29 protein-coding genes and 1 pseudogene are annotated in these 22,530 nt (G+C 59.1%); 16 read left to right on the top strand and 14 right to left on the bottom strand.

Features of this window, described 5'->3' with window-relative positions; genetic code table 11:
• Window positions 1-58 precede the first annotated feature (58 nt).
• The 4 genes from AU381_RS23845 to AU381_RS23830 all read right to left on the bottom strand — a co-directional run bounded on the left by AU381_RS23845 (window position 59) and on the right by AU381_RS23830 (window position 2,099).
• Window positions 59-586 carry a hypothetical protein gene (locus tag AU381_RS23845; protein ID WP_244520120.1) on the bottom strand — a complete coding sequence of 176 codons (528 nt, stop codon included), beginning with the start codon at window positions 584-586 and terminating at the stop codon, window positions 59-61.
• Between the two features lie 14 nt (window positions 587-600).
• Window positions 601-864, bottom strand: a complete 264-nt coding sequence (locus AU381_RS23840) for a hypothetical protein (protein ID WP_064244246.1) — start codon at window positions 862-864, stop codon at window positions 601-603.
• A complete protein-coding gene (locus AU381_RS23835; RefSeq protein ID WP_064244245.1) occupies window positions 864-1,190 on the bottom strand; it encodes a hypothetical protein in 327 nt (108 codons plus the stop codon). Before AU381_RS23835 ends, AU381_RS23840 begins: the two co-directional genes overlap by 1 nt.
• 219 nt (window positions 1,191-1,409) lie before the next feature.
• Window positions 1,410-2,099, bottom strand: a complete 690-nt coding sequence (locus tag AU381_RS23830; RefSeq protein WP_064244291.1) for a S24 family peptidase — start codon at window positions 2,097-2,099, stop codon at window positions 1,410-1,412.
• A 307-nt stretch (window positions 2,100-2,406) separates the two neighbouring features.
• Between AU381_RS23830 and AU381_RS23825 the strand changes: the two genes are divergently transcribed.
• The 4 genes from AU381_RS23825 (at window position 2,407) to AU381_RS28980 (ending at window position 4,941) form a co-directional block, all read left to right on the top strand.
• Window positions 2,407-2,904: a helix-turn-helix domain-containing protein gene (locus AU381_RS23825; RefSeq protein ID WP_064244244.1), complete on the top strand. Its 498-nt coding sequence runs from the start codon at window positions 2,407-2,409 to the stop codon at window positions 2,902-2,904.
• A 115-nt stretch (window positions 2,905-3,019) separates the two neighbouring features.
• The gene (locus tag AU381_RS23820) at window positions 3,020-3,640 is read left to right on the top strand and encodes a hypothetical protein (RefSeq protein ID WP_064244243.1); all 621 of its coding nucleotides are present in this window, start codon (window positions 3,020-3,022) and stop codon (window positions 3,638-3,640) included.
• Between the two features lie 202 nt (window positions 3,641-3,842).
• A complete protein-coding gene (locus tag AU381_RS28985; protein WP_082910343.1) occupies window positions 3,843-4,349 on the top strand; it encodes a BA14K family protein in 507 nt (168 codons plus the stop codon).
• 199 nt (window positions 4,350-4,548) lie between these two features.
• Window positions 4,549-4,941: a BA14K family protein gene (locus tag AU381_RS28980; protein WP_082910336.1), complete on the top strand. Its 393-nt coding sequence runs from the start codon at window positions 4,549-4,551 to the stop codon at window positions 4,939-4,941.
• Window positions 4,942-4,968: 27 nt separating this feature from the next.
• Here the strand turns inward: AU381_RS28980 and AU381_RS23810 are convergent, their stop codons facing one another.
• The 3 genes from AU381_RS23810 to AU381_RS23800 form a co-directional block, all read right to left on the bottom strand.
• Complete coding sequence (locus tag AU381_RS23810; RefSeq protein WP_064244241.1) at window positions 4,969-5,148, bottom strand: hypothetical protein; 180 nt, start codon at window positions 5,146-5,148, stop codon at window positions 4,969-4,971.
• A gap of 105 nt (window positions 5,149-5,253) precedes the next feature.
• Window positions 5,254-5,448 carry a hypothetical protein gene (locus AU381_RS23805; protein ID WP_064244240.1) on the bottom strand — a complete coding sequence of 65 codons (195 nt, stop codon included), beginning with the start codon at window positions 5,446-5,448 and terminating at the stop codon, window positions 5,254-5,256.
• 1,062 nt (window positions 5,449-6,510) lie between these two features.
• Window positions 6,511-7,017, bottom strand: a complete 507-nt coding sequence (locus AU381_RS23800) for a hypothetical protein (protein WP_425288633.1) — start codon at window positions 7,015-7,017, stop codon at window positions 6,511-6,513.
• Window positions 7,018-7,137: 120 nt separating this feature from the next.
• Between AU381_RS23800 and AU381_RS23795 the strand changes: the two genes are divergently transcribed.
• Entirely contained in the window at window positions 7,138-7,536 is a 399-nt protein-coding gene (locus tag AU381_RS23795; RefSeq protein WP_064244239.1) for a hypothetical protein, read from the top strand.
• On the opposite strand, the gene AU381_RS23790 is transcribed toward AU381_RS23795, so the two are convergent.
• On the bottom strand, window positions 7,537-7,941 hold the full coding sequence (locus AU381_RS23790) for a hypothetical protein (RefSeq protein WP_064244238.1): 405 nt from the start codon (window positions 7,939-7,941) through the stop codon (window positions 7,537-7,539).
• Between the two features lie 321 nt (window positions 7,942-8,262).
• On the opposite strand from AU381_RS23790, the gene AU381_RS23785 reads away from it, so the two are divergent.
• Entirely contained in the window at window positions 8,263-8,418 is a 156-nt protein-coding gene (locus AU381_RS23785; protein ID WP_064506657.1) for a DUF3309 family protein, read from the top strand.
• Window positions 8,419-8,453: 35 nt separating this feature from the next.
• Here the strand turns inward: AU381_RS23785 and AU381_RS23780 are convergent, their stop codons facing one another.
• On the bottom strand, window positions 8,454-8,795 hold the full coding sequence (locus AU381_RS23780; protein ID WP_064244236.1) for a GFA family protein: 342 nt from the start codon (window positions 8,793-8,795) through the stop codon (window positions 8,454-8,456).
• 175 nt (window positions 8,796-8,970) lie between these two features.
• Between AU381_RS23780 and AU381_RS30455 the strand changes: the two are divergent.
• Both AU381_RS30455 and AU381_RS23770 read left to right on the top strand, forming a co-directional pair.
• Window positions 8,971-9,765, top strand: a pseudogene (locus tag AU381_RS30455) (terminase large subunit domain-containing protein); the annotation flags it as partial.
• 915 nt (window positions 9,766-10,680) lie between these two features.
• A complete protein-coding gene (locus AU381_RS23770; RefSeq protein ID WP_064244234.1) occupies window positions 10,681-11,151 on the top strand; it encodes a hypothetical protein in 471 nt (156 codons plus the stop codon).
• Between the two features lie 134 nt (window positions 11,152-11,285).
• Here the strand turns inward: AU381_RS23770 and AU381_RS23765 are convergent, their stop codons facing one another.
• The 3 genes from AU381_RS23765 to AU381_RS23755 form a co-directional block, all read right to left on the bottom strand.
• Entirely contained in the window at window positions 11,286-12,332 is a 1,047-nt protein-coding gene (locus AU381_RS23765) for a glycosyltransferase family 2 protein (RefSeq protein ID WP_064244233.1), read from the bottom strand.
• 380 nt (window positions 12,333-12,712) lie between these two features.
• Window positions 12,713-13,540 (bottom strand): NAD-dependent epimerase/dehydratase family protein, encoded by an 828-nt coding sequence (locus AU381_RS23760; protein WP_064244232.1) that lies wholly within the window; start codon window positions 13,538-13,540, stop codon window positions 12,713-12,715.
• A gap of 17 nt (window positions 13,541-13,557) precedes the next feature.
• Entirely contained in the window at window positions 13,558-14,400 is an 843-nt protein-coding gene (locus AU381_RS23755; protein ID WP_064244231.1) for a glycosyltransferase family 2 protein, read from the bottom strand.
• Between the two features lie 175 nt (window positions 14,401-14,575).
• Between AU381_RS23755 and AU381_RS23750 the strand changes: the two genes are divergently transcribed.
• The 4 genes from AU381_RS23750 (at window position 14,576) to AU381_RS23735 (ending at window position 17,415) form a co-directional block, all read left to right on the top strand.
• A complete protein-coding gene (locus tag AU381_RS23750; protein WP_064244230.1) occupies window positions 14,576-15,334 on the top strand; it encodes a TylF/MycF/NovP-related O-methyltransferase in 759 nt (252 codons plus the stop codon).
• Between the two features lie 559 nt (window positions 15,335-15,893).
• Window positions 15,894-16,709 (top strand): lysozyme family protein, encoded by an 816-nt coding sequence (locus tag AU381_RS30130; protein WP_064244229.1) that lies wholly within the window; start codon window positions 15,894-15,896, stop codon window positions 16,707-16,709.
• Window positions 16,710-16,832: 123 nt separating this feature from the next.
• A complete protein-coding gene (locus AU381_RS30830; protein ID WP_064244228.1) occupies window positions 16,833-17,084 on the top strand; it encodes a hypothetical protein in 252 nt (83 codons plus the stop codon).
• Complete coding sequence (locus AU381_RS23735) at window positions 17,077-17,415, top strand: DUF1515 family protein (RefSeq protein ID WP_064244227.1); 339 nt, start codon at window positions 17,077-17,079, stop codon at window positions 17,413-17,415. The genes AU381_RS30830 and AU381_RS23735 overlap by 8 nt, the downstream gene beginning before the upstream one ends.
• Before the next feature lie 92 nt (window positions 17,416-17,507).
• Here the strand turns inward: AU381_RS23735 and AU381_RS23730 are convergent, their stop codons facing one another.
• The gene (locus tag AU381_RS23730; protein WP_064244226.1) at window positions 17,508-17,810 is read right to left on the bottom strand and encodes a hypothetical protein; all 303 of its coding nucleotides are present in this window, start codon (window positions 17,808-17,810) and stop codon (window positions 17,508-17,510) included.
• Between the two features lie 32 nt (window positions 17,811-17,842).
• A complete protein-coding gene (locus tag AU381_RS23725; RefSeq protein ID WP_064244225.1) occupies window positions 17,843-18,121 on the bottom strand; it encodes a hypothetical protein in 279 nt (92 codons plus the stop codon).
• A 330-nt stretch (window positions 18,122-18,451) separates the two neighbouring features.
• Between AU381_RS23725 and AU381_RS23720 the strand changes: the two genes are divergently transcribed.
• The 4 genes from AU381_RS23720 to AU381_RS23705 all read left to right on the top strand — a co-directional run bounded on the left by AU381_RS23720 (window position 18,452) and on the right by AU381_RS23705 (window position 22,506).
• The gene (locus AU381_RS23720; protein WP_064244224.1) at window positions 18,452-20,227 is read left to right on the top strand and encodes an SLC13 family permease; all 1,776 of its coding nucleotides are present in this window, start codon (window positions 18,452-18,454) and stop codon (window positions 20,225-20,227) included.
• Between the two features lie 163 nt (window positions 20,228-20,390).
• The gene (locus tag AU381_RS23715; RefSeq protein WP_064244223.1) at window positions 20,391-20,951 is read left to right on the top strand and encodes a DUF924 family protein; all 561 of its coding nucleotides are present in this window, start codon (window positions 20,391-20,393) and stop codon (window positions 20,949-20,951) included.
• Window positions 20,952-21,077: 126 nt separating this feature from the next.
• The gene (locus AU381_RS23710) at window positions 21,078-21,557 is read left to right on the top strand and encodes a GFA family protein (protein ID WP_064244222.1); all 480 of its coding nucleotides are present in this window, start codon (window positions 21,078-21,080) and stop codon (window positions 21,555-21,557) included.
• A gap of 448 nt (window positions 21,558-22,005) precedes the next feature.
• Window positions 22,006-22,506 (top strand): hypothetical protein, encoded by a 501-nt coding sequence (locus AU381_RS23705; RefSeq protein ID WP_064244290.1) that lies wholly within the window; start codon window positions 22,006-22,008, stop codon window positions 22,504-22,506.
• Window positions 22,507-22,530 lie beyond the last annotated feature (24 nt).

Raw genomic sequence — 22,530 nt, 5'->3', positions numbered from 1 at the left:
ATGCAGTCGGCACTGAGCCAAGGCAAAGCGTTTCCACAAGACTCACGGTGCATAGAACTCAGTTGATCCGTTTGCCGAAAGAGCTCTCTGGAAAAAGGCAGAATACCGGCTTCTGCCGCAGGGCGACGGCCGATCTCGCGCTCGATGCCAGCCATCGCCGGACGGCGTCCTCGGCGTTCTCGCCGCGGACGACTTCGATCGATCGGCCCATCAGATCGAGGCGGCGGCCGGAATAGCCTGCATCGCCGGGATGCCTGCCGAAACGCGACGGACCGAGGTCGGTGCACCATCGTTTCCTATGTGGAAATGGCTTTCCGGGGCCGGCTTCGAAGAACGCCCACACGTCGAAGTCCTTTATGCCGTTCGTACCATCGAGATAGTGAAGCGCGCTTCCTTGGGCGAGGGCAAGCAGCAGCAGACGATCGCGGTAGAGTGCTGCCACTCTTGCGCGATCGAAAACAGCGCCAAGGCTCCGCATGGCGAACGAGGTGATCGCTGCCAGATCGGCCAAATCCAGAGGTTCGTAGGACCTTTCCGCGACGCCGCCGATCATGTTGCCCCAGCCGGTTCTTTGGACATGGTGCAATTATATCTGAGTTCTTATTCCACGAGTCCGTTAGGCACCAGCCTCAGGCCACAATTGGCTGAAGAACGGCTTCCTTTCAGGGCGTCCGCGGATCTGTCGCCTGGAACGGCTGCGGTCACCTCGTATCCCAACGCCGTGGCGACCTTCTTCAGCATCTCGCGGGCGCGAAACTCGTGACGGGCGGCAGTTTCCTCATCCGCGACAAAGTAGGCGGCGCTCACGGCCTCGATGAGGTTCAAGGCGGCGAGATTGACGACGGCGTATGTCTCGGCGTGCATTACAACGAGCCCCCGAATTGCTGGCGAAGATTGTGTGTTCCGTGAGAATTCTGCGTTTGATCGTTTCGCGCACCTGAAAACTGCTGCTCAAGATTTCTTTCGAAAAAGGCATCGTCAGCGATCTCTGCCGCGGGTACGGCTTCGCGCTGAAACACGTCTCCGTCGGCGCCAAGGTGCCAGGTCAGCGAGGCGAGGCTCGAATAGGTTGAGGAGAGAAATACCTTCAGCGCCGTCTGATTTTCCGTGTCGTTCGAACGCAGCAGATCGGCCGAGAAGAGTTCTTCTACATGGTCGTGGAGATCGGATTTTATGCGTGGGATGGACATCTGCCTTTCCTCGTGGGCTCGACCGCCGTCGCCGTCCGGGCCGTGGCTCGAAATGTGCTTGTCTGAAGACAACATCACATCCAACACGAATAATGTCAACATGATTCGTGTTGACGTGGCGTCGTCGGTAGCCGGAATCGGGGCCGCCTGCGAACGGCAGGCAATGCCAGGGCAGCGCCCTGAATGTCGTTTGGCAACGGTCGTCCTGAAGGGGGTCTCTCAGGCGTTGCCGGCGAGTGCGATGTAGTGGACCGAATGCACCGTGCGGGCGTCGAAGCGCAGTTCCTTTTGCGGGTTGAACTGCTCAAGCACCAGCTCGGAACTGTTATGCCGGACAAATTTCTTCACGTAGGCGAGCAGGGCGCCGCCCTCTTCCAGGCGGATCTGGGCGATTACATAGTCGCCTTTCCGGACGCGCCGCGTGGGGTCGACGAAGCAAACTTCGCCGTCCTCATAGCGCGGATACATGGAATCTCCAGATACTACGACCGCGTAGGCATCAGAAATTTCGGAAAGAACAGGCGGTGCCATGATTTCGTACAACACAGTGCCGTTCATCAGAAATTCACCATCTACACCGCCAACGGCCTGGCCAAAGACAGGTATTTTCTTGCCCTGTCCGACCACCTTGTTGGGAGGCCCAGCGTTCGGCGGCTCGATCTCCGTCGGCTTGGGGATGGGGATCGAGATGCCGATCCTTACGTCCGGTACCCCACCCATAAGCCAAACCGGATCGACGTTGAACTTGCGCGCGTAGATCTTGGCCTCGGCGAAGTCAAAGTCGTTCTGGCCGTTCTCATGGGCGCGATAAGTCGAGGCGACGATGCCGAGGGCGTTCGCCGCATCGGAGGCAAAGCGGTATCTCGCATTGATGCGTGCCTGGCGCAATCGTTCGGCTTTTTCATTCATGACATGGAGCATAGCAACACGTATAACATAAATCATGTTGACATAACAACATGTATGGTGTCATTCATGGGTGGAGAAGTCAAGGGAGACAATCGCCTATGAACTACCCATATCCGATCTCCGAAGGAGAGGATGCAGTCGCCCAGCGTGCCATCGAGCACCGCGAGGACCGTATAAGGCGCGGGCAAGCGACGGACGGCTGCGTTCGCTGCCCGCGTCTACCATCGATGTTGCCCCGTGCTGCTTCCGGAGAAATCCGGAGTTGGGCCGAGCATCATGCGCTCGGGACAGTGGGAAGGAAAAGCGCATGACCGACTCGCAACTCACAAGGCAGCATCGGCATTATCTGGCGGTCCGTGAGCGACTGGTCCGCTCCGCGGGCAACTCCGGACGATGGCCCGCAATCGCCGAACTGGAGGCACAGCTGGCTGAACTCGCCACGGAGAACGCCGCAAGAGCGCGTCGAATAGCGACGCTGGAAGAGGATTTGGCCGATGCTCAGGCGCGGCTGCTCGCGCAAGCTCAAATGCTGTTGTCAGGTCGTCGGGCGGATGACGACGACGACGCGGAGGGCGACAAATCCTCGATCGAGGAGATCGTTGCAGCCGTGCTCGCGGACTTTCCAGGGGTGACGTGGGCGGACATTGTCAGCGTCCGGCGCGACCGTCGGTTGGTGAAACCCCGGCATGCCTGCATGCGTGCGGTCTACGAGAAGCGGAGGGATCTGTCGCTACCGAGGATCGGCCGCATCTTTCATCGCGACCACACGACGGTGCTCGCAGTCGTGAATCGCCCAGTGCCGTGATCGGTCGCCACCTGCAGCGCACCGTGATGCCCCGCCGGCTCCCGATTTGAGCGCGCCGGGATTGCGAACCCGGGCGCGTTTCTTCCTCGTTCCGAAATTTCGAAAGGATAAATCAATGTTGAGCAAGGCTCAGAAACTCCGGGCGAAGCGCAAGGCGCAACTCGGACGCCCGCGCAAAGCGAATGCCGAGCGCTTCGCCTGTGGCAAGATCAAGCCGGACTGGTCGAAGCGGGAGAGCGAGAAGGAGGTCATGGCCGTGGCGCTTGCGGCGCGGCAGCGCATGCACGGGCTCGCGACGAGCAGTAGTTTCGCCGGCTATACGCTTGGACGCCTGTTCCTCGACGGGCGAATCACGGAAGCGCAGCGGGAGGCGGGCGACGACTATGCGAGCGCGATGGCGCGATACTATCATCTCAGCGGAATCCCTTTCCCGAGCATACGCGCCCAAGCGATCGATCGGGTGCAGGGACATCCCCCCGAGACGAGCGAGGAGCGCCATCGTCAGATAAAGCGGGCGACAGAAGGAATGATGCGGCTCGAAGGCGTGTTGCTCGGATGCGACGAGGGACGACAGGTCAAGACCACGGTCTTCAATGTCTGCGTGATGGACTATGAAGGCCTGAGAATGATGCCCGAGACACAATTGCTGTGGCTAAAACGGGGTCTGAATGCCCTCGTCTTCGAAAGGGGTTTGCGCGAATACGCGGAGGGGGATAGTTCTTTTAACCAGATATAGGAATATTATCCTAATTCGTCGCACCTGTTGCCGGACTTGGTCGTTCGATGTCTTGCGGGAATTCCCAGGCTGCGAGCCAAGTCCGCCGACAGTCGGCGAGGGCGATCAATACTTCGTGATCGTTCTCTAAGTGCTGGCACAAATGTGGAATTCAGCCATTCTCTTTTTCGAAGGGATGAAGATCCTACGAAAGGTGAAGGCAATGAAAAGGCTAGCAATCATTGCCCTGTCGCTGGCGACGGCGATGAGCAGCGTTCCGCCGCCCGCAGGGGCGTTTCCCACCGTGCCGACGATAAAGTCGGAAGCCACTGATGTTCAGCGGGTACAGTTTTCCTATGAAAGGGGTGAGGAATTCAAAGGGCGCGGGTGCCGATATCCCTGCGTTCGCGGGTGGGATCGGCGCGGGTACTATAGTAACCGCCACTATCGGCACGGGTACCGCCGCCATCACTACCGGCATTATGATGACGACGATGATGATCTAGGTGCGCTGTTCGGCGGTCTGGCGGCCGGCGCGATCATCGGCGGGCTGATAGCACAGCCGCGATACTACGCGCCACGGCCCTACTATGCGCCCCCGGCCTACTACGCCGGCGGCAATGCCCATACGCGTTGGTGCTATGCGCGCTATCGGTCCTATCGGGCATACGATAACACGTATCAGCCCTATTATGGCGCGCGTCGGTTGTGCGTTTCGCCCTATCTGTGAGCACAGCACGTCGCTATAGCGGGGCCGCAGTCATTATCATTTTTCCCGCCTCATGATTTGTGAGGCGGGAGGCGCGGCATTTTCTGTTTCGCAGTGGCGCTGACATTCTACGGGGACCCGTTGTCGAGTACGGCCCCTCCGGGGCGTTCCTTCGAAAAACGGGCGTAGCGGCACTGTTACGAGAGAAGACAGCGAGCCAGTGAAAACACAATGTACCATCGCGTTGACGCTTGTGAGTGCGCTGGCAGGTGCTGCTTCGGCGGAAGCCCAAACATGCATCGGCATTTGCGGGGATTCTTCCAAGCACGAACTCTTTGTCGAGCGGCAATACAGGGACTTCCTGTTGCAGCGCTATCAAAGCTATGGCTCGCGCTATCAGGGGCGAAGGCCCGACATCAGTATAGGACCGGGGGCGACGGTTGGAGGGCCGTTGCCGGGGACCGCAGGGACGCGGCCCCGACGCGCGATTCGCCTCGACTTAAATGCCCATCTGCGCTGGTGTCTGGAGCGCTACGCCTCGTACCGTCTGGACGACAACAGCTATCAGCCATTCAAAGGCCGTCGCCGTCAGTGCAATTCGCCTTACGACTGACGCGAACCGGATCGTCCGGGTCGCTCTTCAGCCCCGCCCCTCAATCAGCTTCCTTGCGGCCTGGGCGGCAACTTGTGCCTGAAGCTCGCTACCAAATTGGCCTTGGGCAGGGTAGGTCACCCCGCGATAGGTGAGTACGAAGGCCCAGCGGCCGTTCATTCGCTTCTCGACCTTTATCGTCGCAGCGGGATTCTTGTCAGAGTTCAAGGCAGACTCCCTCGCTTCTCGCGCCGGCCCCGTGGCTCGGCGCGAGTACCTTGCGCATCCGCCGACGAAAGGCAAGGGCGCGAGGTCGAACGAACCGTCGAGTCGTTATTCTAGCGTCCGAGGCGGCCCGAAGCGCTCCATCACGAAAGAGGTCTGAATGTGGGGGGCCTGCAGGCGGCTGGTCTTTTCGAGCTTCAGAGTGACTTCTTCGGCCGGCGGCATGCGCTGCCAGGCCGTGGAGAGAAACAATGCGGCGCCGGCGACAAATCCGACGGCGACATAGATCCAATGGTTGCGCATGTGAACAACTCCTTCTCCCGCGAAGGCAATGCGTCGAGGGGCTTACTGGTTCCCGGCATGGCCGGAACGCGGGCAATATGTTCAAGTTCTAAAATAGCTGCGGCTCGCACCGCTTATTTTTGCAGCATTTAAAAAATAGGCCTGTCAGCTTTTACGTGTATCGGTGCTGACCCGGCACTCAAATAATAGTACGGCTCGCCCTGAGCGAGCATCAGTCAAACATCCGCAAATGGTGCGATGCCGGAGTTTTTGATGGCGTCACACGGTTTGAGGCATTCTTCAAAAGACCTAGGCCCAGTCCTTGCGCATCAACCCGTTGAGGATTGAAACAGAGCCGAATGTGCTATGCAAGTAGTTTGTAATATACGTTTGTATAATAAGATCCTCGGACGACTTTGCTATTCTCGGCCGTGGATCCCAGTAGGGCGGGATTCACGATTGTGAGGTCCACAGCTGCGCACAGAATTCTGTGGCTAATTCCCAAATCGAGCGTCGGGCCGCCGAGTGGAGCTTGCATGCGAGGGCCTGGTGGAGTATTCCATAAATCAAGGATAGGAATTTTGTCCTCAGGTCGTTGGTGCCTTCCCAGCGATTGATGCTGGCACCCCGACCTCTAGCGAGGGGCTCGCACCAGGCCTCCTCTCAATTGTTATCAGATCAAGCTTACGGCGACCTGCGCGTCTTCAAGACGCAGCGGCGTCGTATGCGGCCGGCGATGCGCCTTTCGCGTCGACCCAAATCCGCAGGGCGGGTTCGGAAGCGTCACGACGCGAGTCATGTATGCTCTTCCAAGAGGGCACGTGAGCTAACGGCAGCATCGCCGGCCGCGATGGATTGTCGGAGTGCGGATTACGAGCGGAGACGCAAGGCAACGGTTGTTGAGCCGTGGGTCGATGCAGAGAACCGCAAAATCGGCGCCCAGAGGTTCTCGAAGATGCTAGGAACTACTCTGCTAGACGCTCTTCGGAATTGGCGCGAGTAGTCGCTGCTGTCCAGTGTATGGGGGCGAGGGCAACCCTGCCCGGGGGGCCAAGACGCATGTAAGCACAGACGGCGGTTATGCTACATGCGTGAAGCCGGCGTTGCCGGATCCGGCTTGTTCAGGTCCTCGACCACAATTATAAGCCTGCCGAATTGGGTGCCGCGAACTTCGCCTCGCTCATAAGGTGGGTGGAAGAGCACGGCGACGCGAGGGCTACCGCTTCTGAGCCATATCTGGAAGGAGCCGTCACGGAATATGCAGCAGGGTTTAGGCTCGGCGGGAGCGGATTTGAAGGAAAGCAGATAGCTGTCGCCCGACACCTCCCGCAGTTCTATCATATGCTCCGCAATCGGAAGCAAACAGAGGTAGCTGCCATCGCACCAACCGGTTGCGTGCTCGAAGCTCTTATGGTCTTGTCGGCCTTTTGAAGCCAGGCCTTGACGAAATATTGTGGTTTTCCGGATTGACCGGCAGGAGCGGCGGAAGCGGTTGTGGCGGCGATCAAGAAGGCGGCAAGAATGCGGCGCATGTTTCCCTGCTGACGGCGAAATGGTTCGATGAAGACGGGTAATACTGGCCTTCAGCATTCAATGTGAGTCGCGATTCTGGCGCAATTAGGGGTGGCGCTGGGTTTGTCGAATACACGCACAACCGACGCCCTATATTCCAATGAGGGGGATCGATGGGCAGGACAAGCGGAGAGCGGGATGCTTGAGGACGAAAACGCCGCATCGCAAGCGGAGCTGCCGGACGATACAACGGCACGGTCCGGCACGCCGATGGGACCAGCCAGGTGGCGTGGCCAGTTGGGGAGCACGTTCCTCGACGCGGTGCGGGCGGATTTCGCGGCGCATGGCGTTGGCGTGATCGCCCGCATTCGGGCGGAGAAGCCCGAGACCTACCTGAAGCTCGTCGCCTCGCTGCTGCCCAAGGACTTGAACGCGGCCGCAGGCGGTATGGACGAGCTGTCGGACGATCAGCTGATCGAGCGGATACGCACGCTGGATTCAGCTATCCGCCCGCTGCTCAATGTGGGAAAGACCCGGGCGCGCCGGTCGAGGCGACCGGCGCGCGATGGTTCCCCCTGCTTGGAAAGGAAGCCCTGATCAGCGCGCCGCCGATGTTGCGGTCGTCACAGCCGGCTCGCCGCTCGAGAAGATGATGACAGCGAACAAGAGAACGCCCGCAAAGGCGATGAGCGACGAAATGGCGACAATCGGCTCCATGGCGGCGTTGCCCGAGAGCATCAGGTAGAGCGAGGGGATCAAGACCGCCACACCGAAGGTGTAGACGGCGTACTGGACCATCGCCAGGCGCCTTGCCGCCTTTTGCGGATTGAGCGCGTGGTAGCCGCCGAAGATCGCCATGGTTACCCAGCCGAGCAGGTTGGCATGCGCGTGAGCGCCAGTCGCGCTGTGGTCGCCGGCGATGGACATATGCAGGCCGATGGCGATGCCCAGGATCAGAAAGATAATGGCGGTTTTGAAATAGAGATTTGCAATACGTGGCATTTGAACTTCCCTCTGTTGCCAACCGAACTTTAGCATGTTCTCCAAGTGCTGAGAACGAGCCGATAAAAACGCCTTTGCAGCTTGCAAGCTGTTCCCCTCGGCACACGCAAGCGGGCGCTTCCCGAAGCACCGACACTCGCTCCGCGCGTTTCCGCCTGCGTCAAGACGGAACCAACAGAGACCTTTCGGCATTCGATAGGATGTGGAATGCGGTTTGCAGCGCTCCTCGTCCTTCAAGACGCGAGAAAATCGCTGCAGTAACTTGAATTGCTGCATGATCGTGTCGTCAAAACAGACAATCATGCAGCGGAGGATCGCGATATGCTTGGAACTGTCCTTCTTGTTATTCTGATCCTGCTCCTGATCGGCGCCATTCCGGCCTGGCCCTATTCGGCCAACTGGGGCTATGGCCCTTCCGGGCTTCTCGGAGTGGTGGTCGTCATCCTCTTGATCCTGTTGCTGATGGGCAGGATATGACGCCCGGCGGGTTCCAATCGGGCGCCCGCCACTTTTCACCAAGTCGCGCCATCGATGAGGCGGTGCGGGATATCTTCCCAGACTGAGCGGTCGAACATCCGCAGGTTCACGCCCATCCGCGCCGCCTCACGACCGATCGGCGACCAGTGGGTGGTGCAGCCGCAGATGCTGCAATGGAATGCGGTAAGCGTCTTACCGCCCTGGACGTAGCCGACGAGGCGCTTGTCTTCGTCGCTTACCGTCACCTCGCTTGGGTCGTAATATCCCCAGAGCGCGCCGAGCCGGCTACAGAGCGAGCAATTGCAATCGCCAAGCGTTTCGGGGCGGACCGGTACGGTGATGCGAACCGATCTGCAATGGCAATGGCCTTCGATCATGAGTGTGTCTCCTGGGCCGGCATCCGAGGACAACGGGCGCAATAACCCGAACTATTATTGAGTTTATTCGATCGCAGTCCAGCGGCGACACTATCAGCCGACACCTTCCGCTGCTCGCGCAGCGAGAAATGCTTGAAGCGTGGGCTTCATCCAGAAAACAGGGACTTCGCCACGGATGACACCACCCAGCACATCCGGGGCTACTGCGCCTGAGATCTCGGCGCTGCTGAAAGAGCAGGCCATGCTCATGGCGGAGCTCGACCGTCGCCGACGGACCGACATTCTGGCGCGTTATCGGCCCTACGCCAAGCAACGGGAGTTTCATGCGGCGGGCGCCAACTATCGAGAGCGCCTGTTCATGGCGGGCAACCAGCTCGGCAAGACGCTCGCCGGTGCGGCCGAAGCGGCGATGCACCTCACAGGACATTACCCGGGCTGGTGGCAGGGCAGACGCTTCGACAAACCTATTGTCATGCTCGCCGGCTCGGAGTCCTACGAGCTGACGCGCGACGGCGTCCAGCGGTTGCTTGTCGGGCCGCCGCTTACCGAGGACGACTGGGGGACAGGCTTCATTCCGAAAGCTGCCATCCATGCCACCACCCGGCGCTCCGGCGCGTCCGGCGCGCTCGACAGCGTGACGGTGCGGCACGCTACGGGCGGCGCTTCGACGCTGCTCTTCAAGGCCTATGAGCAGGGCCGCGGCAAATGGCAGGCGAACACAGCGGACTATGTCTGGTTCGACGAGGAGCCGCCGGAAGACGTCTATTTCGAGGGTATCACGCGCACAAATGCGACGCGCGGTTCGATCGCCGTGACCTTCACGCCGCTCAAAGGCTTGAGCGCCGTCGTGGCGCGATACCTCATGGAAAAGTCGCCGGATCGCGAGGTCACCACCATGACGATCGAGGATGCCGAACACTATACGGCCGAGGAGCGGCAGCGGATCATCTCGAGCTATGCGACGACGGCCTTGACGCCGTTTGCGCGGACGCTGCTGGATGACGCGACGGCCGGCGCCGCACTTACGACGCTCGGAGTTTCAGCTTTTGCCCAGTCCGTGCTCGACGATGCGGATGCCGCCACGGCGCGTGCGACGCTTGGAGCCAATAACGCCGCGAACCTTACGACTGGCACTTTGCCGGACGCCCGACTGGACGGCGTCTATAACAACGTCACACAACTTGCGCTGACCACTGATGGCGAGGCGGTCAAACTCATCGGCTCTGCGACGGGCGACCCCTACGTAGGATTCTGGAAAGCGACGGCGCGCCAAGGCTACATTCAGCACCGCGACGGCACGGCGAATGGCGAAGGCCTTCGCGTTGCTAACGACCTGACCGGGGACTATCTGTACCTGTCGAATGTGAACAGCACCGACGCGCTGAAATTCTACGATGGCTCCGCTGCGGCGCACAACACGGTCTGGCATTCCGGTAATCTCGCTGCTGCCGATGTCAATGCGCTCTATGGCTACACGCCCGCAAGCAACGCGGTGCAGGTGATCGCCGGCAGCGGCCTAACCGGCGGCGGCGCGATCTCGGCGAACCGTACGCTGACGCTCGGCACGCCATCGGACATCACCAACGCGACCACGAATTCTGTTAGCGGAACGAGCCATACGCATGCGCTGGGGTTCGTCGCGGCGGAGGTTTCGACAGCGACTAGCAGCAGCACCACGAGTTTTCCGTTAGGCCACGTGATTAGTTGTTATTCCGCCTCCGAGGTAGCGAGACGCGCTTCAGTTGCGCCATGCTTATATGGCATTGACACTATGCAGTACGTCGTAAGTGGTACCTCTGGTGCCAGCACTTCTTTGTCCGGGACGTGGCGATCTTGTGGTGTGGTGGGCGGTACTGATCGTTACATTGTGCAAAGGGTAGCCTAAATGCAGCTAAACCGAGTTCATTCCATCCGAGCGACGCAGGACAATGATGTCTACGAGGTGTCGTGCAGCATCACGGACATTACTGGCGCTAGCTATGACACCGTTTATGTGAGCCGGCCTGACGATCCCTATGGTCTAAATCCATCCATCCGAAAGTGGCTGCGGGAGAATCTGGAGGCAACAATCGAGGCTTACGTCCCGCCGACAAGCGAGCAGCTTCGTGCCTCAATGCCACCGTTGACTGCGCGGCAGTTGCGGCTTGGTTTGCTCGAAGGTGGGATTTCGCCGAGCCAAGTCTCGGCGGCGATCGTCGCTATGCCCACTGGCGCCGATAAGGATCGAGCACAGATAGAGTGGGAATACGCGGTGACGGTTGGTCGCACACATCCCCTGATCTCCAACATTGGCGCTGCCCTCGGACTCACGGACGAGCAGATCGACGCGATGTGGGGCGCGGCTGCTCGCTTATAAACTGCGTTCGCCGACATTGGTTTACTCGGGCCGGTACACAGTCCGCTGCCATTTTCGGCTGAATATTCGTTGATCAACGGACGAACCGGCCTCGCATCCGGCAGCGATTCGCTAAGTCCAAACCATACGTTGGACTAGCCCCAATGCCGCACCGGTCCGAGTCGCTCGTCGTCCGGATCAAATTCAATAGTGGGCATGAAACCAAGGTCGATGAGTTGTTCCGGATTGAGAAAGCGGATTGAGGGTTCGCCGACGAATTGGATAGCGCCAGCATTGTCGAGCTCTCTCTGCAATGCTTGGTAGTGTTGTGAGCCATTATAATGCTGCTTATTTGAAACGGCTTCCGCGATCTTTTCGCGGTAGTTCGTAAAGAATTTAAAGTGCAGCAACACACCCCATATCGGCGAAAAATTGCGGTTATAGGGAAGGGGCCGATGGATGCTGCTCCCAAAGCGGCACCATTTGTCCCAGTATATGAGCGGATATTTAATTAGTTCATTGTCCTCGCCGAAGAGCCGCTTTCTCGGCCCTCCCTTTACGCTTATGCCCCGCTTCAGAAAGCCTATTTCATAACCGCTGCAATCAATATGGTCGACGGCATGCCAGGGCATGTTGCCGTTTCCGCTCGTCCCATCGCCAGCTGGATAGAAATCCAACATAGGTGCTGGGAGTCTCTTGATGCCGTGCTCTTCAAGCACTTCAATCAGAGCTTTGAGCGGCTCGCGAAGGCATTGGTCGTAGACAAGGAATTCGTCCGAGTCGACGTTCAGGTACCAGCGATTATAGCCGTAGCACTCGAACAATGCTTCGCGCCACCGGCGCCCTCTTCGTGCGGCTTCAAATCGAATCGGAGAGGTCCATACGTCGACGTCCGGCTGGTCCAGCAAATACTCGCGAGAGCCATCAGTGGAAAGGTCGTCAAGGCAGATAAAGCGGGTGACGCCAAGCCTTCGGTAGTGGCTTAGGAATGCGGGAATGAGAGCCATTTCGTTGTGTGTAACGAATATGAGCGGGAGATCCGCCGCTTCCAGAGGACGCATCTCCTTTGTCGGGGTAATGGTCACCTTCTCAATATTCCTGCGCTCCCTGGCGGTCACCCGCCAGCTGTCATAAAGGGTTCGAAGATGATTAATGATGCTGCGCTCAGGAAACGAGTCTCCACGGCCAAAAGGATACTTCATCTAAAAACCCGACAGGTTGTACCGCGCCTCTCACCGCGCGCTGCTCAAACGCGACTCGATGAGGTTTTACTATTCTTAGAGGGACAGAATGGGGGATTTCTCTTAACGTGCGGCGTCCTATAATACTATGCTTTTACTCTTGCGTAGTTTTTCCACTGAAACCTTTTTTCTCCTGTCACGTTGATGTGACGAGAAGTCCGCGGCGAAACCGTCGTAAACAGGGGAAACCACAACGACCATCGATTTCGTTATTCATATTGTCTCGAATATGAGCTTTTCTCGCTCATATCGAATGTTGCTGGCACTCGCAACAGCTGTACCTGGGAAACCAGAACGGTTCCCACAGGCAGATCGGTAGTGCTCGGGAATCGCCGCTCGGATCAGCCCTTGACGCCGATGATGTACGGGGGATCGACTAAGTTTTCCGGCCGGGCACCGAAATTGAGGAGGTGCCGGCTCGCATATTCGTCGGCAATCCGTTCGGCGAGCTCGCGGACAGTCACCGGCTGCCCGGAGCAGATGTTGACAGGGCCCAGCTTCGTTCCGAGGGCGGCGTCCACGATTTGCTGTGCCGCGTCCTTGACATCGAGATAGTCGCGAACCTGCGTTCCCTTCGTGAGATCGGCGACCTTCCCTTCTGACATTGATTTGCGGAGGTAAGGCACAAAACGGCGCTCGTTCTCGCCCTCTCCGTATAGGTAAAACAGTCGGCACCAGACGAACTCGGCGCCCCTCGCGGGCAGGAGCTCCGAGAGAGCGGTGAAGATAGCTGCCTTTGCCGCGGAATAGGGCGTGGTCGGTTTTAGAGGCGTATCCGTTGTCAGCGTTCCGACGCTGACATCATACTCGATGCATGTCCCGATCCCGACGAAGCGGCGAACGCCGACGTCAGCAGCGGATTTTGCCATCCGCAAAGAACCGATCAGGCAATCCATGTTCTCCGGAGCCGTGAGGTATTTTCCGGCCTCGACATACCATGCCAGATGAATAACGGTGTCGATGTCGCGCAGGGTTTCCCGCCACCAATCGTCCCCTTCTGCGAAGGCAGATTTGGTCGACACGATGCGGTCTTTAGGAAGGACGCCTGTGAAGATGCCTTCTTTTCCGTCGCGAACCAGGACAGAAACATCCTCCCGGCGCTCAATAAGATTGTTGACGACGTGCCTTCCAACAAACCCTGTCGCGCCGGTGACAAAAATCTTACGCACGCAGTTCTACCTTACTGTCAAAAAATCCAGAGGAGTTTGTATCTGGTTTTACGACGAGCGTCATTCCAGAACATCACGAACAGCCGAATTCGTACGGGGAGGGTCGTTCTTGGCAGGCTTTCCTTCAAACGGTAGCAGCCCAGAGTGTAGATCATTCGTTGGCGTAGCTTTTCACGAAACTTGGTCGCACCGTATTTCTGCTCCGATCCAGATCCTTCATAGAAGTCGTAGGTTGGCCCTTCGACATAGGCCACCAGATCACGCACGACGAATTCAGCAACGACATAGGACGCGAAGCACCAGGGGGTTCCCAGGTCGTACCAGCGGCGCAACAGAATCTCGATCGCGCTCGATCTATAGAGGCCATAAAACCATTCGGCTGGAAACGTCAGGTTTCTCGGTATGCTGCCTTGGTCGTAAAGTTGCCGGAACTTGAGCACGTTCTTGTTTGGCGCGAGCAGCCGCGTCACGTCCCCTCTAATCCGCCTCGTTGCGCAAGCGGCCAATAGCTTTGTCGGGTCATTTTCCAGGGCGGCGACAAGCTTCGAAAGGAAGTCGACTGACGATTCGTCATCGCAGGCGCGGAGACAGAAGAACTCGCCCTCTTCGGCGCCGATGCGAGCAGCCTTCGCCATATTGTCGAGCATTCCAAGATGGCGTTCATTGCGCACGACCGAGAAGCGGCTGTCCTTTGCGCAGAAACGGTTTGCGATCTCCAACGTCTCATCAGTGGACTGATTTTCCAGAATGATCGCTCGAAAGTCCGTCCAATCCTGATCCGCGATGCATTGCAGACTCTTCTCCATAGTCTTCGCCCCGTTGTAAATCGGGAATACGACGACGACTTTCGACTTAGGCATGAGGCATCCTCGGAGTTTGCATGTGCGCGCCCCTCTCTGTTCTGATAGTTTGAAAGAGTCAATGAATTCATCGCCCACGCCCGTCCCGTCAGCCCGGAACAGTCAGATGCCGCAACTCGCGCCCTGATCGGGCCCTTGTAATTCGGTTCCATCTTCACACTGCGAGGATATCACCATGGGCATGCGCGAATTTCGAAAGCGCGTGAATCTGTTCTTCAACGGGGAGAAGGCGCTCCCTGGTTTCCACGCCGATAACTTGCGCGTGCTGAAGAAGAATATCGGCTTTTTGGATGAACCAAGATTCAAGGAGGCTTGGGAATTCGGGCGAAGCGGAAACAAGCATGCCTTTGGAAAGAAGCGCGACGTTCCGGATATCCGCTGGCGGGCGCATGTATGCTGTTGGGCCGCCAGCAACGCTTTAAGCCTCGAAGGCGACTTTGTCGAATTTGGAGTGAACGGCGGCCTGGTTTCCATGACAGTCTGCGAATATTTGAACTTTGGAAAACAAGACCGAACCTTTTGGTTGTTTGACACTTTCGCCGGTATTCCAACGGAGTCTCTAAGCGGAGAGGCCGCCGAGAAAGCCAAGCGCGCCAACGACGGCCTTTATTCGGACGTTTACGAGATTGCTAAGCGCAACTTTTCCAAGTTCGAGAATGCCCGGCTGGTTAGGGGGACTTTGCCCGAGACCTTGGACGCCTCACCAGTCGGAAAAATTGCGTATCTCTCCGTTGATTTGAATGTCGCCAAATATGAGAGAGAGTGCATCGAGAGAGTGTGGGATCGAATCGTGCCGGGCGCTCCCATCGTCTTGGACGATTATGCGTTTCAGGGGCACGAGGATCAATATGAAATGTGGAACGAGTTCGCGACGGCTTGGGGGCACATGGTTCTCACGCTGCCGACAGGTCAGGGTTTAATAATCAAGCACTGAACCGACTGAGACCCTTGATGGATAGTTAAGGTTCAACGCTGGCGCCGGTAAGGAACGTTCTGCTTCCATTCATCATTGATGCATTAGACTTACGCTCAATGATGAGAGGAGACCCCAATATGCGACGTTTCCCGTCTCGTCTCGCGGCAGCTATCGCCATCTTGATGATTGCTCCGACGGACAGTTTCTCTCAAGACTTCGAGCTCTATATCGGTCCTGGCGGACCGCGTTACCATGATGACTACCGCCCCCGCTACGATGAGTACAGGCCACGGCGATACTACCGACAGGACTACCCAGAAGCATATCAGTGCACAGAGCGCCAAGCACTCTATATGGCGCGTCGATATCTCCGAAACCCAAGGATCGGACGAACGACGAGACACTCTATCGAGGTGAAGGGTGTCGGGAGCCGCGGAGAACGCAATCGCGTCATCTTTGGAGCCGAGCCCGGCTGCCCGCGGATAGACTAATGCGGGCGCCTATTTAGTCTTAGATTGCGATGCCCCGCCCCATTGAGGCGGGGTTTTTGTTCGTCACTCAACAGAAAAGGTGATCAATGAACAACCCCGTGCCTTCCAGCGCGGCGATGCTGCTCGACTTTATCCGTCAGGCGGAAGTCGGTAGCAGCGACCGCGCTTCTTATGATGTCATCTATGCACACAGACAGAACGACCTCGCGAAGCCGCTTACCGCAATGACGCTCGGCGAGGTGATCGATGCCCAGGCGGGCTGGTCAAAGGCGCATGGGTCGAGTGCGGCTGGCGCCTACCAGTTCATGCGGGCGACGCTGACTGGGTTTCTGAAGGAAATACCATCGCTGCGCAGAGACCTGGTCTTCGAGCCCGCGCTTCAGGACAGGCTTGGATATCATCTCCTCAACCGCCGCGGCCTCGCGGGCTTCATCGCCGGCGAGATCGGCGTTACCGAATTCGGCCGACGGCTGGCGATGGAATGGGCGTCGCTCCCGGTGCTTGCAGACACCGGCGGCGATCGGCGGCGCGTAAAGCGCGGCCAGTCCTACTATGCCGGAGATGGGCTCAACAAAGCGCTGGTGAAGCCGGGGAGGGTGGAAGCGGTGCTTCGTGAGGTGCTCGCTGCCTATCACCCGCCGGATGTGGCGTCGGCACCAGCGCAGGAAGTGCCGGAGTCGACAGTGCGGCCCGAGATGCGGCGCAAGGCTGTGGCGCGTTCCGGCCGGTTCTGGACATGGCTGTTGACCGTAGGCGGAACCATCATCACAGGGCTCAAGGAACTGAACCTCGTGGCGCTCGACTGGCGGGTGCAGCTTGCCATTCTTGTGACGATCGTCGGCTTTGCGATTTACGCAATCTCATCGATGCCGGCGTTTCGGGAAGCCCTGGGGCTCAGGTGATGAGTTTTCCCTGGGGCAGGTTTTCGGGCGGCGTGCTTGTGCTCGCCGCGCTCTGTTGGGTCGTGCTGGAAATTCGCGAGAACGGCGCTCAGGCGGTCCGCACTTCAATCGAAAGGCAAAACAATGAAGCGGCGAAAAGCGCTGGCGCGAAGCGCCTTGACTATGATGCCTGCTCTGCTTCTGGCGGGTTGTGGAACTTCGGGACCGGCAAATGTGAGCGGTCTGCGCGACGTGGTCGGCACTGACCTCGTGGGGGTTCGCGGCGCCACGGCGGCAGATCAGCGCAGGATAGACCGGACGGTCGTCGGCTTTTGTGCCGCGTCGGTCTGGACCAAGGGTGAATGCGCGAAGCACGGGGAGCACCGGGATGGTTGACGCCACGGTTCACCAACAGCTTGGGACGCTGATCGCCGAGGTGAAGAACCTGCGGGAGGATTTCCGCCGGTCGGAGGACAGGTCCGATGCCGGGCGGGCGTCGATGAATCGGCGAATCGACGAACTCGTCGGACGGGTTGGAACGCTCGAGGGATCGATGACGCTCGTCAAAGATGAGATCGCCGAGATGAAGCCGGTGACCGAGGATGTCCGCAAATGGAAGCTGATGGGAATGGGTGCGCTCGGCGTCATCGGCATAGGCGGCGCAGCACTCGGCGTCACCTTCGCCGATGTGGCCAAACGGGCGGTCACGCTGCTCAGGGCAGCGTAGCTTTGTATGTGTGGGCGCCGGCGGTGCGCGAACGCCGCGGTGCCGTGGGAAATGGACCCCTGTCGCCGGATGTGGAAACCTCGGCTATCGCGTCAGTCGTCGTCGTCGTCGTCGAAGAGGAGGAAATCCCGATAACGCCGGCTAACCAGCCGCAGCGAGCGATCCGGTTGGATCACATAGGTCTCGTAGACGCGACGACCAAACGGGCCAATGAACTGATGCGGCACGATGCTTCCGACCGGCGCCTTGGTGAGTTTCGTACGCGGCTGGCCGCCATAGGTGATGCTGCCGGGAATGGGTTCAAGCCCGTACGAATAATAGCCCACCGACGACGTCGTCATCTCGCAGCCGGTAAGCAGCAGCACGGTGCAGAGGGTGGAAAGTACATTTTTCATGGCAATCTCCGCGTTGCAGAGTTCATACCGCCTCAGTCGAAGATATCGTAATCGATACGCCGGCTCGTCAGCCGTAGCGAACGATCCGGCCCGATTATATATGTTTCCGAGACCCGGCGCCCGAAATCATCGAAAAACCGGTGCGGCACGGTACTGCCGACTGGCGCCTTGGTGAGTTTGGTGCGCGGCTGGCCGCCATAGGTAATGCTGCCGGGTATCGGCTCGAGATTGGGGCCATAGCCGACGGTCTGTGTCGAGGTGCAGGCGCCAAGCATCAGAGCTGCGAAAACCGCAGAAAGGGCACTCCGCATGGCGATGTTCTCCGCTTCGGCCACGACGCCGCGACAAACTCGGCGTCTGCCGGGGCTGTTTGCACGTTTAACTGGTGCATCATTGTATTCCCGAAGCCGCAATGGTCAAAGAGTGGATCAAGTTCCTGCGGATTCCTGGTGACACAGGGCAATTCACCGCAAACCCTTAAACATTTCGGTTGCGCAGAAGGGTTGATTTGAACCAGTTAGACAGTCGGACACGCAAGCTGCGGCGCCAGGGGGGAACGTGGACCTTTTGAAGGAGTGACGCGTTGCAGCCCTGCGGGCGCCTGACGTCGTGTCGCGTCCAGTCCGTCGCAGGTGTTGTACATGACTGCCGAACAGTCCCTCTCGTTTCTGGTCATTGGCACCATGATGGTCTTCTTCATATGGGACCGCTTCCGCTATGACGTCGTTGCCTGTTCGGCGCTGATGCTTGCGGTGGCCGTCGGCATCGTGCCGTTCGACAATGCCTTTGACGGCTTCAGCGACGACATCGTGATCATCGTCGGCAGCGCGCTGATCGTGAGCGCCGGCGTTGCGCGATCCGGCGTCGTGGATGCGGCGATCCAACGCTTCCTCCCGGAACTCAACTCAGTGAGGGCACAGCTCGCGCTACTCGTGGTAACCGTCACGGTGCTTTCGTCCTTCATCAAGAACATCGGCGCGCTTGCAATCATGATCCCGGTTGCCTTCCAGTTCGCTCGGCGCTCGAACGTCCAGCCGTCGGTGTTCCTGATGCCCATGGCATTCGGCGCGCTGATCGGCGGACTGATGACGCAGGTTGGCACCTCACCCAACGTCGTCGTGTCGCGGGTACGGCAGGACCTGACCGGTGAGAGCTTCAGCATGTTCGATTTCACGCCCGTCGGCGCTTCGCTGGCGCTGGTAGGGGCGATCTTCCTGCTCTTTGCCTATCGGCTGGTGCCGGAGCGAAAAAGCCAGCAGGTCTCGGTGCAGCAGGCGATCGAGATCACCGACTATACGTCCGAAGCCATGGTTACGCCCGGTTCTCCGGCGATCGGCAAGGCGTTAAGCAGCCTCGTAAGGCTTGGCGACGGCGGTGCGGTCGTCATTGCGATCTTCCGCCGTGGCACCCATCTGGCGCCGCTACCCGACGTGGTGATCGAGGCCGATGACATCCTGCTGCTCGAAGGCGGCCCGGCTGCGCTCGACCGCATCGTTTCCCAGGCGAAGCTGAAAATCTCCGGCGACCGATCGCCAACGTCCGCCGAGACGGCGCGCACCGAGATCGAAGCGATTGAGGCGGTGATTGCCAGCGGTTCGCCACTGGTCGGCATGTCTGCGGAGCGGCTCGCGCTGTTTCACAACCACAATATCAACCTGCTTGCCGTAAGCCGGCAGGGCGAACGGCTGAAGCAGCGGCTCGGCAGTATAAGGTTGCGGGCCGGCGACATCGTCGTCTTGCAAGGCGCGCGGGCGGACCTGCCGGCCTTCCTCCAGGATTTTAGCTGTCTCCCGCTTGCGCAGCGGGATATCCTGCTCGGAACCATCCGACGCGCCCCGGTGCCCCTGCTCGTGTTGGCTGCCGCCATGGGGGCGACGGCGGTCGGCATTCTGCCGGTGCAGGTCGCCTTCTTCGCAGCCGCGCTTGCGATGGTGGTCTTTCGCGTCATCCCGCTGCGGGAAGTTTATCGGGCCGTCGACGGGCCGATTCTCGTCATGCTGGCGGCGCTGATCCCAGTCAGCGATACGTTACGCACAACGGGCGGCTCAGACCTGATAGCGAGCTGGTTAAGTGGCATGGCGGTCGACCTGCCACCAGCCGGCGCACTCGCGCTCATCCTCGTCGCAGCGATGGCGGTCACACCCTTCCTCAACAATGCCGCCACCGTGCTGGTCATGGCGCCGATCGCCGCGAGCTTCGCGTCCGCGCTCGATTACCGGCCGGATGCGTTTCTGATGGCTGTGGCGATCGGCGCCGGCTCCGACTTCCTCACCCCGATCGGCCACCAGTGCAACACGCTGGTCATGGGGCCAGGCGGTTATCGCTTCAGCGACTATCCGCGCCTCGGCCTGCCGCTCTCCATAGTCATCGTGCTCGTCGCCGTACCGATGTTGATGTGGGTCTGGCCGCTGCGGTAAGGCAAGGGTCTGCGTGCGATAAGCGATGGACTTGCTCGGTTCGCCATCATTTTCGCCGGAGTTTTACGTCATCTGGCAACGCAGGCGCTGCAAACGGACATTCATACGGTGGAAACCGCAAGATCGTATCCTATCTGAAGAGCGACTCACTGGAGGCAGTCGCATGACCGATGAAGCGGAAATCTGCACGCCGGAAATGGTGCTGAAGTTCTGGTTCACGGAGCTTTCCTATGACCACTGGTTCACGCCAAGTCCCGACCTCGATCAACAGTGCGTGCAGCGTTTCCAGGCATCGCATCTGGCGCTTTCAAGAAGGCTCGCCAATGTCTGGCGCCAGACGCCAGGCAACTGGCTCGCAGCCATTATCCTCTTCGACCAGTTGCCGCGAAACATGTATCGCGGCTCCCCGCTCGCCTACGCGACCGACTGCCTTGCGCTGCGCGAGGCGAAGCTCGCGATCGGTGCGAGTGCCGATATTGCGGTGCCGACGGAATGGCGCCCCTTTTTCTACATGCCCTTTGAGCACTCCGAGAACCTCACCGATCAGACGATGGCGGTGAAGCTTTTTACCGCGCTTGGTGACCCCGGTTACCTTGATTATGCCATTCGCCACCGGGAGGTGATCGAACGGTTCGGCCGTTTTCCCCATCGCAACCCGATCCTTGGTCGGACTTCGACACCGGCCGAGGAGGAATATCTCGCGCAGCCGGGCGCCGGTTTCTAGAACCGTTGCTGCTGGTCGTAAAATCGGAACTGATTCAAGGAACACACAGCAGTTCGAAGGGCATGGCGACCTCGCGTATCTGAAGAAACGCACGGCGCCATGGGGATCACTGAGGGAGGAAAGGGCATGAGCATGAAAACGCTTCCGTGGGAAGGCGGGTGCCGCTGCGGTCAGGTGCGCATCAAGGTCAGCGCCCCGCCGCTGCTCACCATGGCCTGCCATTGCACGGGGTGCCAGCGCATGACTGCGAGCGCTTACTCCCTGAGTGTCGCTATCCCGAGCGAAGGCTTCGCGGTGACCGGGGGCGACCCGGTAATCGGCGGCCTGCATGGCGCGACGCGACACTATTTCTGCCCGCACTGCATGAGCTGGATGTTCACGCGCCCGGAAGGCATGGACTGGTTCGTCAACCTTCGTGCGACCATGCTCGACGACACACAATGGTTCGCGCCCTTCATCGAGACCTGGACCCGTGAGAAATTGCCGTGGGCGACGACGCCTGCCGTACATAGTTACGGGACGGTGCCGGCTATGGAAGATTATGAAGGACTGCTGCAAGAATATACTGGATGGGCTGCTCAGCCGGGGGCTCGAACTTTCGATTGAGTCGGACCTGCAGCGGTTCGGGGCGACATGCAGTCTCCTTGCATGCGGCCCTGCGGACGGATTTGTGGCCGCCCACCAAGTTGTCATCATGCGCGGGCAGTTGTAATATTTCCCTTGAGCCTCTGGTGAGGCGGATCATCGCAGTAAGCGTGTAGATCCCTTGAGCGTTACTGTCGAAAGATCGAGGGACTCTCGGTGAGAATACCTGCTGGCACGGGCTCTACAGCGCCGCGCGTCTTAACAGACGCGCAAAGATCGCTGTAGCGCTTTGAATTGCTGTATGTGTTCATCCTTAGGTTACGATTTCTGTCCGGGAATGAAGAGTTGAGAGAGCGCCGAATCCGTCGGAGTCGGCGAAGCACACTTGGTGGGAAGCCTGAGGCCGACCGTTCTATACAAGGGTCCGCGGACGACGGTCTTTCCAGTTTTCTTGAAGTGGATCAACGTGATGCCGGAGAAGCATAATATTGACGCCGCTGTAAAACCTCCAAGCGCGGAGGAGCTTCGCATGCAAGTCCTCCAAAGGGAAATGGAGGAAATGGACAAGGAGCGGAAGCTCAAGGCGATCCAGGAGCAGAAGCACGCGGATTTCGCAGCGGATTTCCTTCAGAAGCACGTGACGGAGGAAGAGATCGCCATGGTGCGCCGTCTCGTCGCGAATGCCGTCCGGGACGGCAAGTTCGAGGCGATGGTCTATAGCTTCCCGTCCGAACTCTGCACCGACAGCGGCCGGGCGATCAACAGCGGCGACCGTGACTGGCCGGAGACACTCCAGGGCAAGGCTCGGGAGTTCTTCGAGCGCTACCAGACCTACGGCAAGCCGCAGGGATACAAGCTGAAGGCGATGATCATCAATTTTCCGGGGGGCATGCCTGGCGATGTTGGTCTCTTCTACCAACGAGCGGTGATCATGACCGATGCGCCCATTCGCGGAGTCCGATGGACATGATCTTCCACGGCTGGTCGACGAGCT

The sequence above is a fragment of the Sinorhizobium glycinis genome (assembly GCF_001651865.1).
Lineage (GTDB): Bacteria > Pseudomonadota > Alphaproteobacteria > Rhizobiales > Rhizobiaceae > Sinorhizobium > Sinorhizobium glycinis.
The sequence above is the reverse complement of the archived record's forward strand: the minus strand, read 5'-3'. Positions and strand labels throughout refer to the sequence as shown.

Excerpts from the sequence above, each read along its gene's own strand:
- AU381_RS23825 (WP_064244244.1), top strand. The coding sequence starts at position 2,407 with ATGACCGACTCGCAACTCACAAGGCAGCATCGGCATTATCTGGCGGTC.
- AU381_RS23835 (WP_064244245.1), bottom strand. The coding sequence starts at position 1,190 with ATGTCCATCCCACGCATAAAATCCGATCTCCACGACCATGTAGAAGAA.
- AU381_RS30130 (WP_064244229.1), top strand. The coding sequence starts at position 15,894 with ATGAACAACCCCGTGCCTTCCAGCGCGGCGATGCTGCTCGACTTTATC.
- AU381_RS23770 (WP_064244234.1), top strand. The coding sequence starts at position 10,681 with ATGCAGCTAAACCGAGTTCATTCCATCCGAGCGACGCAGGACAATGAT.
- AU381_RS23735 (WP_064244227.1), top strand. The coding sequence starts at position 17,077 with ATGGTTGACGCCACGGTTCACCAACAGCTTGGGACGCTGATCGCCGAG.
- AU381_RS23705 (WP_064244290.1), top strand. The coding sequence starts at position 22,006 with ATGCCGGAGAAGCATAATATTGACGCCGCTGTAAAACCTCCAAGCGCG.
- AU381_RS23800 (WP_425288633.1), bottom strand. The coding sequence starts at position 7,017 with ATGCTGAAGGCCAGTATTACCCGTCTTCATCGAACCATTTCGCCGTCA.
- AU381_RS23725 (WP_064244225.1), bottom strand. The coding sequence starts at position 18,121 with ATGCGGAGTGCCCTTTCTGCGGTTTTCGCAGCTCTGATGCTTGGCGCC.
- AU381_RS30830 (WP_064244228.1), top strand. The coding sequence starts at position 16,833 with ATGAAGCGGCGAAAAGCGCTGGCGCGAAGCGCCTTGACTATGATGCCT.
- AU381_RS23720 (WP_064244224.1), top strand. The coding sequence starts at position 18,452 with ATGACTGCCGAACAGTCCCTCTCGTTTCTGGTCATTGGCACCATGATG.
- AU381_RS23780 (WP_064244236.1), bottom strand. The coding sequence starts at position 8,795 with ATGATCGAAGGCCATTGCCATTGCAGATCGGTTCGCATCACCGTACCG.
- AU381_RS23785 (WP_064506657.1), top strand. The coding sequence starts at position 8,263 with ATGCTTGGAACTGTCCTTCTTGTTATTCTGATCCTGCTCCTGATCGGC.
- AU381_RS23830 (WP_064244291.1), bottom strand. The coding sequence starts at position 2,099 with ATGAATGAAAAAGCCGAACGATTGCGCCAGGCACGCATCAATGCGAGA.
- AU381_RS23790 (WP_064244238.1), bottom strand. The coding sequence starts at position 7,941 with ATGCCACGTATTGCAAATCTCTATTTCAAAACCGCCATTATCTTTCTG.
- AU381_RS23840 (WP_064244246.1), bottom strand. The coding sequence starts at position 864 with ATGCACGCCGAGACATACGCCGTCGTCAATCTCGCCGCCTTGAACCTC.
- AU381_RS28985 (WP_082910343.1), top strand. The coding sequence starts at position 3,843 with ATGAAAAGGCTAGCAATCATTGCCCTGTCGCTGGCGACGGCGATGAGC.
- AU381_RS23795 (WP_064244239.1), top strand. The coding sequence starts at position 7,138 with ATGCTTGAGGACGAAAACGCCGCATCGCAAGCGGAGCTGCCGGACGAT.
- AU381_RS23755 (WP_064244231.1), bottom strand. The coding sequence starts at position 14,400 with ATGCCTAAGTCGAAAGTCGTCGTCGTATTCCCGATTTACAACGGGGCG.
- AU381_RS23765 (WP_064244233.1), bottom strand. The coding sequence starts at position 12,332 with ATGAAGTATCCTTTTGGCCGTGGAGACTCGTTTCCTGAGCGCAGCATC.
- AU381_RS23750 (WP_064244230.1), top strand. The coding sequence starts at position 14,576 with ATGGGCATGCGCGAATTTCGAAAGCGCGTGAATCTGTTCTTCAACGGG.
- AU381_RS23715 (WP_064244223.1), top strand. The coding sequence starts at position 20,391 with ATGACCGATGAAGCGGAAATCTGCACGCCGGAAATGGTGCTGAAGTTC.
- AU381_RS23820 (WP_064244243.1), top strand. The coding sequence starts at position 3,020 with ATGTTGAGCAAGGCTCAGAAACTCCGGGCGAAGCGCAAGGCGCAACTC.
- AU381_RS23730 (WP_064244226.1), bottom strand. The coding sequence starts at position 17,810 with ATGAAAAATGTACTTTCCACCCTCTGCACCGTGCTGCTGCTTACCGGC.
- AU381_RS23805 (WP_064244240.1), bottom strand. The coding sequence starts at position 5,448 with ATGCGCAACCATTGGATCTATGTCGCCGTCGGATTTGTCGCCGGCGCC.
- AU381_RS23710 (WP_064244222.1), top strand. The coding sequence starts at position 21,078 with ATGAGCATGAAAACGCTTCCGTGGGAAGGCGGGTGCCGCTGCGGTCAG.